At 66.7% G+C, this 12,201-nt stretch carries 8 protein-coding genes and 1 pseudogene; 1 reads left to right on the top strand and 8 read right to left on the bottom strand.

The annotated features are described in order from the left end of the window. Positions 1–89: 89 nt before the first annotated feature. The gene (locus tag IBL25_RS20340; protein WP_187780337.1) at positions 90–998 is read left to right on the top strand and encodes a tyrosine recombinase XerC; all 909 of its coding nucleotides are present in this window, start codon (positions 90–92) and stop codon (positions 996–998) included. Between the two features lie 43 nt (positions 999–1,041). Here IBL25_RS20340 and IBL25_RS20345 read toward each other — a convergent pair whose 3' ends face one another. The 8 genes and pseudogenes from IBL25_RS20345 to IBL25_RS20380 all read right to left on the bottom strand — a co-directional run. Continuing rightward, entirely contained in the window at positions 1,042–2,001 is a 960-nt protein-coding gene (locus tag IBL25_RS20345) for a methyltransferase domain-containing protein (RefSeq protein ID WP_187780338.1), read from the bottom strand. A gap of 609 nt (positions 2,002–2,610) precedes the next feature. Next, complete coding sequence (lpdA, locus tag IBL25_RS20350) at positions 2,611–4,002, bottom strand: dihydrolipoyl dehydrogenase (RefSeq protein ID WP_187780339.1); 1,392 nt, start codon at positions 4,000–4,002, stop codon at positions 2,611–2,613. Positions 4,003–4,260: 258 nt separating this feature from the next. Further along, on the bottom strand, positions 4,261–5,529 hold the full coding sequence (gene odhB, locus IBL25_RS20355) for a 2-oxoglutarate dehydrogenase complex dihydrolipoyllysine-residue succinyltransferase (RefSeq protein ID WP_187780340.1): 1,269 nt from the start codon (positions 5,527–5,529) through the stop codon (positions 4,261–4,263). A gap of 39 nt (positions 5,530–5,568) precedes the next feature. Then, positions 5,569–8,454 carry a 2-oxoglutarate dehydrogenase E1 component gene (locus IBL25_RS20360; RefSeq protein WP_187780341.1) on the bottom strand — a complete coding sequence of 962 codons (2,886 nt, stop codon included), beginning with the start codon at positions 8,452–8,454 and terminating at the stop codon, positions 5,569–5,571. Between the two features lie 205 nt (positions 8,455–8,659). Then, positions 8,660–9,550: a succinate--CoA ligase subunit alpha gene (gene sucD / locus IBL25_RS20365; RefSeq protein ID WP_187780342.1), complete on the bottom strand. Its 891-nt coding sequence runs from the start codon at positions 9,548–9,550 to the stop codon at positions 8,660–8,662. 1 nt (position 9,551) lies between these two features. Further along, positions 9,552–10,748, bottom strand: a complete 1,197-nt coding sequence (gene sucC, locus IBL25_RS20370) for an ADP-forming succinate--CoA ligase subunit beta (RefSeq protein WP_187780343.1) — start codon at positions 10,746–10,748, stop codon at positions 9,552–9,554. Positions 10,749–10,830: 82 nt separating this feature from the next. Beyond that, complete coding sequence (mdh, locus tag IBL25_RS20375; protein WP_187780344.1) at positions 10,831–11,784, bottom strand: malate dehydrogenase; 954 nt, start codon at positions 11,782–11,784, stop codon at positions 10,831–10,833. A gap of 209 nt (positions 11,785–11,993) precedes the next feature. Beyond that, positions 11,994–12,201: pseudogene (locus IBL25_RS20380) on the bottom strand (hypothetical protein); the annotation flags it as partial.

The raw sequence follows: 12,201 nt of genomic DNA on the forward strand, positions 1-12,201 counted from the left end.
CGGCAGCCCGCCGCCCTGCCCCGCGGCAGCGCCGCGCCGCCGCTGCGCTTCCTGGCTGCTGCCCTAGCCGCCGCGCTCTCGCGCCAGCCATGACCGGCCTCGAAGCCCGCGCCGCCTTCCTGGACTGGCTGGAGAAGGAACGCCGCGCCAGCCCGCATACCCTGGAAGCCTATGGCGCCGACCTGGCCGACCTGCTGGGCTTCCTCAGCCGCCACCTGGGAGGCGAGCCGGACCTGAAGGCCATCGGTGCCCTGCGCCCGGCCGACCTGCGCTCCTTCCTGGCCTTCCGGGCGGAGAAGGGAGACAGCGCCAGCACCCGCGCCCGCAAGCTGGCGGCTGTGCGCAGCTTCATGCGCTTCCTGGCGCGGCGGCATGGCGTTTCGCCAGATGCCATCGCCGGTCTGCGTGGCCCGCGCCTGAAGCCCCCCGCCCCCCGCGCCCTGCGCGAAACCGAGGCACGGGATGTCATCGCGGAGGTGGGCAGCGTAGAGAATTCCTCCTTGCTGGCCCTGCGGGACCAGGCGCTCTTCACCCTGCTCTATGGCTGCGGCCTCCGTATCTCTGAGGCTCTGGCACTGGATGTGCGGGATGCTCCCCGCGCCGGCACCGGATTGCGGGTGCGCGGCAAGGGCGGCAAGGAACGGCTGGTGCCAGTGCTACCGGCGGTGGCGGCGGCGGTCTCCGCCTATCTCGCGGCCCGTGGCGGTCCCCTGGCCGAGGCGCCGCTGTTTCTCGGCGCGCGCGGCGGGCGGCTGGACCCGGCCATCGCCCAAAAGGCACTGCGGGATTACCGCCGCCTCGCCGGCCTGCCGGAACACACCACCCCGCATGCGCTGCGGCATTCCTTCGCCACCCATCTGCTGGGCGCGGGGGCTGACCTGCGTGCCATCCAGGAGCTGCTGGGGCATGCCAGCCTCTCCACCACCCAGCGCTATACCAGCGTGGATGCGGTGCGGCTGCTGGAGACCTGGCAGAAGGCGCATCCGCGGGTTGATTGAGTAGCCAGCCTCGTCTGCCGGCGCTCCGCTGTGGCGGAGGGCTTTACCGCGACCCGATGTGGCGCAGCGGGGCTGTCCATTGCCAAGAGCGGCTGGTGCGCATCGCCTCCAGTTCCTGCAGCGCCTCAGCATGCTGTGCTTCGAGGACAGCTAGGCGCGTCCGTAACGCGGCGATGTCAATTGCCTTCTGCTGTACGGCTGCATCAGCGCATTGCCCTGCCATGCGGCGCCAGCTCCCCGCCGCCTCGGCTGGGTCATCGCAGGGCTGCAGTGCCACGGTGAACTCGTTCTCGCCATGCGCCGTGTCGTGGAAATCGTGGCAGCTGAAGCGCATCAGGCCAAGTGCCGCAGCTCGCTCCATTAGAGCGGCGAAGGAAGCTGGAGTGAACACCCAGCAATGCGCGTCATGGTAAGTGCCGTTGCGCTGCACGTCCTCTGCCACCGCGAGCGCGAGCGGCAGGTCGTGCAGGCGGCGCATGGGCCGACCCTCGGTGGCGGCGGTCACGTCGAACTCGACCACCTCCAGCACGTAGTCCAGCAGGAACGGCAGCAGTGGCGCCCGCGCCCGCACCAAGAAGGCGTACAACGCGTCGGACAGTCGGGTTTCCTGCCGCGCATGGTCGAAAGTGAAGCGCCGGTCAGGAACAACCAAGCGCAGGCTTCCCTGTGGCTTCAGCACCCCATGCACCTCGCCAAGCCAGCCTAACAGGTCCGGCACATGCTCGATTAGGTGTGACGCCACCACGTAATCCACTCGCGTCCCGGTACCCACGGCATCAGCCAAGGTGTTGTTGCCCCAGACCGCGTCCACCTCAACGATCGCATCAATATCGACGTTCGGGTCACCTGCATACTTTGCGCGCAGGCTAGCCGTATCGGTGTGATCGACGTAGATGATGCGTCCTTCAGCACGCGTCACAAGCGGGCGGCACAATGCTCCAACTTCAATGCCAACGGCATTGGCAGGATCGAGGCCCCGTAATACTCGCTGCTTCCGCGTCATCGATCGGCCTCTCAAACGATCCAGGATGGACACCAGCGCGATAGTACGATCTCAACCTCGGAGTGCAATCCGAATAATTGCACCGTTAAAATAATTACTTTATTAAGAGAGGCGGACAAACGCTCGCAAGGGAACCGGCTGAACACCTCAACTTTCAGCTGCGGGCTTCGACATAGGCAGCCCCGCCAACGGCATCACGCCGGCACCCAAGCTCTTAGGCTGTTCAGCCGCTCCACCCACGTCCACCCACGCTAACAACAGGCCTTGCACCATCCGGAGTAGCGGCTTGGCCATGTACACTAATCGCGCTGGCCAAGCAGCAAGAACAGCGCCGTTGCAGCAGCGGCAATATAGTCTCGACGCGCCTATTACCAGCAGCAATGCGTCGGGCGGCTCGCGTCTCCATGAAGGCTGCGCGGCAAGCATTCACCGCGCATGGCCCCTAACCACCACCTCAAGAGCAGCGTGTGGTTTGGCTGAGGAGTGGCGGCCAGTATCACCGAAGCGATGCTCGGAATACCAACGCCGTGCCTGGACATGGTGGAGCCGTTGGCCAGATCATCCCGGATGGACATGGGAACAGTAGCTCCTGGTCCACGCCCAGCGGCTTCAGATGTGCAGCGCGCGCCCGTCCACTGCCAGGGCGGCTTCCTTCACCGCCTCGTTCAGTGTCGGGTGGGCATGGCAGGTGCGGGCCACGTCCTCGGCGCTGGCGCCGAATTCCATGGCGATCGCCACTTCCGCGATCAGCGTGCCGGCATCCGGGCCCAGGATATGGCAGCCCAGCACGCGGTCGGTCTTCTTGTCCGCCAGGATCTTCACAAAGCCATCGGTGTCGCCCATCGCACGGGCGCGGCCATTGGCCATGAAGGGGAACTTGCCGGACTTGTATTCCTGGCCGCGGGCCTTCAGCTCCTCCTCCGTCTCGCCCACCGAGGCCACTTCCGGCCAGGTGTAGACGATGCTCGGGATGACGCCGTAGTTCACGTGGCCGGCCTGGCCGACGAGCTGCTCGGCCAGGGCCACGCCCTCGTCCTCAGCCTTGTGGGCCAGCATGGGGCCGACAATGACATCGCCAATGGCGTAGATGCCGGGAACATTGGTGCGGAAGTGGTGGTCGGTCTTCACCCGGCCGCGCTCGTCGCGCTCCACGCCCACGGCATCCAGGCCGAGGCCATCCGTATAGGCGCGGCGGCCGATGGCCAGCAGCACCACATCGGCCTTCAGCTCCTCGGCGGCGCCACCGGCGGCGGGCTCCACCGTCAGGGTCACGCCCTCGGCCGTCTTGGCCGCGGCGGTGACCTTGGACTTCAGCTTGAACTTGAAGCCCTGCTTGGTCAGCACGCGCTCGAACTGCTTGGACACTTCGTTGTCCATGGTCGGCGTGATGCGGTCGAGGAATTCCACCACCGTCACCTCGGCGCCGAGGCGGCGCCAGACGGAGCCCAGCTCCAGCCCGATGACGCCACCGCCGATGACCACCAGGTGGCCCGGCACCTTCTCCAGCTCCAGCGCGCCCGTGGAGGTGACGATCTGCTTCTCATCCACCTCGACACCCTTCAGCGGCATGCTGTCGGAGCCGGTGGCGATGACGATGTTCTTGGCGCTGTAGGACTGGCCGGCGACCTCGACGCTGCCGGGGGCGGTGATCTTGCCCTCGCCCTTCAGCCAGGTGACCTTGTTCTTCTTGAACAGGAACTCGACGCCCTTGACGTTGGCGCCGACCACCTCGCCCTTGCGGGCCAGCATGCGGGAAAGGTCCAGCTTCACGCCATCCAGCAGGATGCCATGGTCGGCGAACTTGTGCTGGGTCTCCTCAAAAGCCTCGGAGGATTGCAGCAGCGCCTTGGAGGGGATGCAGCCCACATTCAGGCAGGTGCCGCCCAGCGTGTCGCGCTTCTCGACGCAGGCCACCTTCAGCCCGAGCTGCGCGGCGCGGATGGCGCAGACATAGCCACCGGGGCCGGCACCGATGACAATGACGTCGAAGCTCTCGGGCATGAGTCAGGGTTCCTGCTTGCACAAAGGGTTGGCGGAAACTGGCCCGGCCCGCCCGCAGGGGCAAGGGGGCGAAGGGGTTTGTGCAGTGCGAAAAGCCATGCACCCGCTGCTGCGCAAGCATGATCAAATGCAGGATGCCCAAGCTGGCGCCAGTGAAAGGCGTACCCTCCCTGAGACGCCGCTAAAGGCCGCGCACAAAAAAGCGGCGGGGACCGCGTTTCCGCGATCCCCGCCGCCCCATTCCGGAAGCGCTGAGGCTTAGAGGTCCAGCAGCAGGCGCCGCGGGTCTTCCAGGCTCTCCTTCACACGCACCAGGAAGGACACCGCCTCCTTCCCATCGACGATGCGGTGGTCGTAGGACAGCGCCAGGTACATCATCGGGCGGACCTCGATCTTGCCGCCCACCACCATCGCGCGCTCCTTGATGGAGTGCATGCCGAGGATGCCCGACTGCGGCGGGTTCAGGATCGGGGTGGAGAGCAGCGAGCCGTAGATGCCGCCATTGGTGATGGTGAAGCTGCCGCCGGAGAGCTCCTCCAGCTTCAGCTGGCCGTCACGCGCCTTCTTGCCGAAGCCGGCGATCGACTTCTCGATATCCGCGAAGGACATCTGGTCGGCGTTGCGCAGCACCGGCACGACCAAGCCATTCGGACCACCGACGGCGATGCCCATGTGCACGAAGTTCTTGTAGACGATGTCGTCGCCGTCGATCTCGGCATTAACCGCCGGGTATTCCTTCAGCGCGGCCACGCAGGCCTTCACGAAGAAGGACATGAAGCCGAGCTTGGTGCCGAGCTTCTTCTCGAAGGCGTCCTTGTACTCGCTGCGCAGCGACATCACGGCCGACATGTCCACCTCGTTGAAGGTGGTCAGCATGGCGGCGGTGTTCTGCGCCTCCTTCAGCCGGTTGGCGATGGTCTTGCGCAGGCGGGTCATCTTCACCCGCTCCTCGCCGCCTTCCAGGGCGCGCGGCGCCTTGGCGGCCGGCTTGGCGGCCGGGGCAGAAGCCGGGCGGGCCAGGAAGTCCTGCACGTCGCCCTTGCTGATGCGGCCGTCCTTGGCCGTGCCCGCGCCGATCTGGTCGGCGGAGACGTTGTTTTCGGCCATCATCTTGGCGGCCGCCGGCAGCGGCGCATGCCCACCACCGGGGACGGAGACGGGGCCGGAAACCGTGCGCGGCTCCTCGACCTTGGGCGCATTGGCCGGGTTGCCGGCGGTGGCGCCGGAAGCCTTCGGCGCCGGCGGCTTCTCGGTGCCCGGAACCTCGGTGGCCTTGGGGGACACCTTGCCCTCGCCGGCGGAAATGGTGCCGAGCAGCGCGCCCGGCTCCACCTCGGCGCCCTCATCGGCGGCGATCGCCTCCAGCACGCCGGCGGCGGGGGCGTTGACCTCCACCGTCACCTTGTCGGTCTCCAGCTCCACCAGCGGCTCGTCGGCAGCCACCGACTCGCCGGCCTTCTTCATCCAGCGGGCCACGGTGGCCGTGGAAACGCTCTCGCCCAGGGTGGGGACCAGGATCTCAGTCATTCTTAACGCCTCTCTACCGGTGCGTGCTCGAAGTTAACTTTAGGACAGACCGAGCGCTTCGCGCACCAGGGCTTCCTGCTGCTGCTGATGGACCTTGGCCGAGCCGGTGGCCGGGCTGGCCGCCTCCTCACGCCCCACATAGACCGGGCGCTTGGACTTGACGCCCAGATCCTTCAACACCTTCTCGATCCGCCGGTCCACGAAGGTCCAGGCGCCCATATTCTCGGGCTCCTCCTGGCACCAGACGATCTCGGCGTTCTTGTACTCGCTCAGCACGCGGGCCAGCGTGTTCTTGGGGAAGGGATACATCTGCTCCAGGCGGATGATCGCCACCTCGTTCAGGCCCTTGTCGCGGCGCTCCTGCAGCAGGTCGTAATAGACCTTGCCGGTGCAGATCACGACGCGCTTCACCTGGTCCGGCGCCGCGATGGCGTCCACTTCCGGGATCACGGTCTGGAAGGTGCTGCCGGGCGCGAAATCGGCCAGGCTGCTGACAGCCAGCTTGTGGCGCAGCAGGGACTTCGGCGTCATCACGATCAACGGCTTGCGGTAGTTCCGCTTCAGCTGCCGGCGCAGGGCGTGGAAGTAGTTGGCCGGGGTCGTGAAGTTGCAGACCGCCATGTTGTTCTCGGCGCAGAGCTGCAGGTAGCGCTCCAGGCGGGCGGAGGAATGCTCCGGCCCCTGCCCTTCATAGCCATGCGGCAGCAGCATCACGAGGCCGGACATGCGCAGCCACTTCGTCTCGGCCGAGGCGATGAACTGGTCGATCACCACCTGCGCGCCATTGGCGAAGTCGCCGAACTGGCCTTCCCACAGGGTCAGGGTGTTCGGGTCCGCCAGCGTGTAGCCGTAGTCGAAGCCCAGCACGCCCATCTCGCTCAGCAGCGAGTTGAAGGCCTCCATCCGCGCCTGGCCGTCGCGGATGTTGTTCAGCGGCATGTATTCCGCTTGGTTCTGCTGGTCGACCAGCACGCAATGGCGGTGGCTGAAGGTGCCGCGCTGCACATCCTCGCCCGAGAGGCGGATGCGGTGGCCTTCCACCAGCAGGGAGCCGAAGGCCAGCGCCTCGCCGGTCGCCCAGTCGATGCCCTCGCCGGTCTCGATGGCGTTCTTCTTGGCCTCGAGCTGTCGGACGATCTTGCTGTTGGCGTTGAAGCCTTCCGGCACGCGGCTGAGGGCGGCGCCCACCTCGCGCAGGGTATCCAGCGCCACGGCGGTGCCGTCTTCCTTCTCCTCCTCGGAGGAGCCGGCGGCCTTCAGCCCGGACCAGTGGCCTTCCAGCCAGTCGGCCTTGTTGGGCTTGAAGGTCTGGGCGGCCTGATAGGCCTCCTCCAACTGGGCGTTGAAGGCGTCCAGCATGGACTTGCTGTCCTCGGCCGGCACGGCGCCGCTCTGGGCCAGACGCTCCGCGTAAAGGGTGCGGGTCGTCTTGGTCTCCTTGATGCGGGCATACATGATCGGCTGCGTGAAGGCCGGCTCGTCCGTCTCGTTATGGCCGTGGCGGCGGTAGCAGACCACGTCCAGCACGATGTCGGCGCCGAACTTCATGCGGTACTCGGCGGCCATGCGGGCGCAGAAGACCACGGCCTCGGGGTCGTCGCCATTAACGTGCAGGATCGGCGCCTGCACCGACTTGGCCACGTCCGTGCAATAAAGGCCGGAATAGGCATGGGCCGGGACGGTGGTGAAGCCGATCTGGTTGTTGGTCACCACATGCACCGTGCCGCCGGTGCGGTAGCCGATGAGCTGGCTCATCGCGAGCGTCTCATAGACCACGCCCTGGCCGGCAAAGGCGGCATCGCCATGCAGCAGGATGCCCATGACGGAGCGGCGGCCCTTGGTGTCGCCCGCCATGTCCTGGCGCGCGCGCACCTTGCCCACCACCACCGGGTCCACGACCTCGAGATGCGAGGGGTTGGGCTGCAGCGACAGGTGGACCTGGCGGCCGTTGATCTCGATATCGGTGGAGGTACCCAGGTGGTACTTCACGTCGCCCGAGCCCTGCACGTCGTCCGGGTTGGCGGAGACGCCCTTGAACTCGGCGAAGACGCGGGTGAAGGGCTTCTTCACCACGTTCACCAGCGTGTTCAGGCGGCCACGATGGGCCATGCCGATGACGATCTCATCCGCGCCGGCATCGGCCGCGGTCTCGATCACGGTCTGCACCGCCGGGATGGTGACCTCGCCGCCCTCAAGGCCGAAGCGCTTGGTGCCGACATACTTCCTGGCACAGAAGGCTTCGAAGCCCTCAGCCTCGGTCAGCTGCTGCAGGATCTTGCGCTTGGCCCCGGCATCGAAGGCCCGCGCCCAGGGCGCGCCCTCGACCTTCTGCTGGATCCAGGACTTCTGCTCCGGGTCCTGAATATGCATGAACTCGACGCCGATGGAGCCGCAATAGCTGGCGCGGCAGATCGCGATGATCTCGCGCAGCGTCGCCTGCTCCTTGCCCAGCACGCGGTCGATGAAGATCGGCCGGTCCATGTCGGCATCGGTGAAGCCGTAGGTCTTCGGGTCCAGCTCCGGATGCGCCTTGGGCTGGGTCAGGTGCAGCGGGTCCAACTGCGCCTCCAGATGCCCGCGCACGCGATAGGCGCGGATCAGCATCAGGGCGCGGATCGAATCCAGCACCTGCTGGCGCGCGGCGGCCGGGTCGAGGCCCGGCGCGGCGCCGGGCTTGCCGCCCTTCTTGGGGTCGGCCTTGGGCGCCTCGGGCTCGGGCGCGAAGCCACCGCGGGGACGCGGGGCCCAGGATGCGCCGGTGGCGTTCTGCACCACAGCGCGGGCATCGTCGTTCAGGGCCGCGAACAGCTCCTGGAAGGACGGGTCCACGCTGTCCGGCTGATCCACCCAGCGGGCGTAGAGATCGGCGAGGAAGGCGGCATTCGCCCCCGTCATCGCACTCGCCAGGATGTCGATACCGGCCATCAGTTCCTCCTCACCCCGCCCGCTTCCCGGGGCGGCGTGGCTTTCCTCAACTACAGGACGTCACAAAATGCAGCGCCGCCCCTGATATAGGGACGGCGTGCATGAACATAGAACGTATGGCGGCGAGATGGCAGCCACCCGGATCGCGCGACCCAGAACATGGATCGGCGTTGGGCAGGCTCGCCTTGTCGCGCCGCCATATGCATCAGCCAGCGATGGCCTTCAGCATGGTCGAGCCCAGGGCGGCCGGGCTGTCGGCCACGAAGATGCCGGCCTCGCGCATCGCGGACATCTTGGCCTCGGCCGTGTCCTTGCCGCCCGAGATCACGGCGCCGGCATGGCCCATGCGGCGGCCCGGAGGGGCGGTCGCACCGGCGATGAAGCCGACGACGGGCTTGTAGTTCTTGGAGCCCTTCTTGTTCTCGCGGGCCAGGAACTCAGCCGCCTGGATCTCGGACTGGCCACCGATCTCGCCGATCATGACGATCTGCTTGGTCTCGGGGTCGGCCAGGAACATCTCCAGGACTTCCGTGAAGTCCATGCCCTTCACCGGGTCGCCACCGATGCCGACGCAGGTGGACTGGCCGAGGCCGGCCGCCGTGGTCTGCGCCACGGCCTCATAGGTCAGCGTGCCCGAGCGGGACACGATGCCGACGGAGCCCGGCTTGTGGATATGGCCCGGCATGATGCCAATCTTGCAGGCGCCCGGCGTGATCACGCCCGGGCAGTTCGGGCCCACCAGGCGGGACTTGGAGCCGGCCAGGGCGCGCTTGACCTTGATCATGTCGATCACCGGGATGCCCTCGGTGATGCAGATGATCAGCGGCACCTCGGCGTCGATCGCCTCCAGGATGGAGTCGGCGGCAAACGGCGGCGGCACGTAGATGACGGAGGCATTGGCGCCCGTCGCCTCGACGCACTCGGCGACGGTGTTGAACACCGGCAGGTTCAGGTGGGTCTGGCCACCCTTGCCCGGCGTCACGCCGCCCACATACTTGGAGCCGTAGGCGATGCCCTGCTCGGCGTGGAAGGTGCCCTGAGAGCCGGTGAAGCCCTGGGTCATCACCTTCGTGTTGGCGTCGACGAGGATGGCCATCTTACTTGGCTCCCTTCACGGCGGCGACCACCTTCTCGGCGGCGTCGGCCAGGTTGTCGGCCGGGATGATCTTCAGGCCGCTCTCGGCCAGGATCTTCTTGCCCTGCTCAACGTTCGTGCCCTCCAGGCGCACCACCAGCGGCACGGAGAGGGTCAGGTTCTTCGCCGCCTGCACCACGCCGGTCGCGATCATGTCGCACTTGGCGATGCCGCCGAAGATATTGACCAGGATCGCCTTGACGTTGCTGTCGGAGGTGATGATGCGGAAGGCTTCGGTCACGCGCTCGGCCGTCGCCGTGCCGCCCACGTCCAGGAAGTTGGCGGGGGAGGAGCCGTAGAGCTTGATGATGTCCATGGTGGCCATCGCCAAGCCGGCGCCGTTCACCATGCAGCCGATCTCGCCATCCAGCGCGACGTAGTTCAGGTCGTTCTTGGTGGCGTCCAGTTCCTTCGGGTCCATCTCGCTGTCATCGCGAAGGGCCTCGAGGTCCTTGTGGCGGAACAGCGCGTTGTCGTCGAAGGAGACCTTGGCATCCAGCGCCACGACCTCGCCCGCGCCGGTCACGACCAGCGGGTTGATCTCGACGATGGCGCAATCCAGCTCGACGAAGGCCTTGTACATGGCCGTGACGAACTTGGTGAAGGCCTGGACCTGCTTGCCTTCCAGGCCCAGCCCGAAGGCCAGCTTGCGGGCATGGAAGCCGGAGATGCCGGAGGCCGGGTCCACCGTCGCCTTCAGGATCTTCTCCGGATTGTGCTCGGCGACCTCTTCGATCTCCATGCCGCCCTCGGTGGACGCCATGATGACGATGCGGGAGGTATCGCGGTCCACCAGCAGGGAGAGATACAGCTCGCGCTTGATGTCGCAGCCGGCCTCGACATAGACGCGGGAGACCACCTTGCCGGCCTCGCCGGTCTGCTTGGTCACCAGCGTCTTGCCGATCATCGCCTCGGCGGCCGCCTTCACGTCCTCGACGGACTTGACGACGCGCACGCCGCCCTTGCCGTTCGGGTCTTCCTTGAAGCGGCCGGCGCCGCGGCCACCGGCGTGGATCTGCGACTTCACCACATAGACGGGGCCGGGCAGCTTCTTGGCCGCCTCTTCCGCCTCGGCGGCATTCCAGGCGACATAGCCGTCGAGCACCGCAACGCCGTAGCGCTTCAGCAGCTCCTTGCCCTGGTATTCATGAATATTCATCCGCTCACCCTTTTACTGGAGCTGGACGGCCGAGGCCCGGCCGAAAGAAATGGCCGGGACCGAAGCCCCGGCCAGGGGTGTGTCAGACGCCAAGCTTCTTGAAGTCTTCGACCAGCTTCTTCACCGCGTCGCAGGACTTGTCGAAAGCGGCCTTCTCCTCAGGGGTGAATTCCACCTCGACGATCCGCTCCACGCCCTTTTCGCCGATCACGACAGGCACGCCGACATAGAAGTCGTTCATGCCATACTCGCCGTTCAGCATCACGGCGCAGGGCAGGACGCGCTTCTTGTCCTTCAGGTAGCTCTCGGCCATCGCCACGGCGGAAGCCGCCGGGGCATAGAAGGCGGAGCCCTTCTCGAGCAGCTTCACGATCTCGCCGCCACCATTGGCGGTGCGCGCCACGATGGCGTCGATCTTCTCCTGCGTCGTCCAACCCATCTTGATCAGGTCGGGGACGGGAATGCCGGCCACGGTGGAATAGCGGGTCAGCGGCACCATGGTGTCGCCATGGCCGCCCAGCACGAAGGCCGTCACGTCCTCGACCGAGACATTGAACTCCTCGGCCAGGAAGGTGCGGAAGCGCGCGCTGTCCAGCACGCCGGCCATGCCGACGACCTTGTTGGCCGGCAGGCCGGACTTCTGCTGCAGCGCCCAGACCATGACGTCCAGCGGGTTGGTGATGCAGATCACGAAGGCGTCGGGCGCATACTGCTTGATGCCCTCGGCCACCTGGCCCATCACGCCGGCATTCTTGGTCAGCAGGTCATCGCGGCTCATGCCCGGCATGCGGGGGAAGCCGGCGGTGACGATGATGACGTCCGCGCCCGCGATGGCGGCATAGTCGCTGCCGCCGCTCAGCTTGCAGTCGAAGCCGTCGACCGGGCTGGACTGCATGATGTCCAGCGCCTTGCCGGCCGCGACGCCGCCGAAGACGTCGAACATCACGACGTCGCCGAGTTCCTTGAGGCCGATCAGGTGGGCCAGCGTGCCACCAATATTGCCAGCGCCGATCAGCGCAATCTTCTTGCGGGCCATGAGCAGTTCCTTCCCGGGGGTCTACGGGGTTGGATACAGAAATCCGGTATCTCGCGACGGTGTCCTACTCTCCTCCGCCAGCCCCGACAAGGCGGGAGGCGAGGCGATTCAGTGAGGCACGGCGAGAAACACCCCGGCATATCCCCCGGAAGGGCCGGCCCTTTCGGCCGGCGAAACCCGCGGCCCGGCAAAAGGCCGGGCCAGCTATGTCACAGCGGCATGCAACGGATGACGTCGTCGTGTCCGCGCGCCAGGGTAGACATGGTGCCGGCGGGGCAGTCGCGCTGCTCACCGCTGGCGGCCGGAAGGCCGGCGGTCCAGGAGGTCAGGCGGGCGCCGCGCGCCGTCATGTTGGAACGCTGGGCCAGCACCGGCGCCGCGCCGCGCCTGGCGGCCACGCTGCGGCTGCCGGCCTTG

It is taken from the genome of Pseudoroseomonas ludipueritiae (genome assembly GCF_014490445.1).
GTDB classification, from domain to species: Bacteria; Pseudomonadota; Alphaproteobacteria; order Acetobacterales; family Acetobacteraceae; genus Pseudoroseomonas; species Pseudoroseomonas ludipueritiae.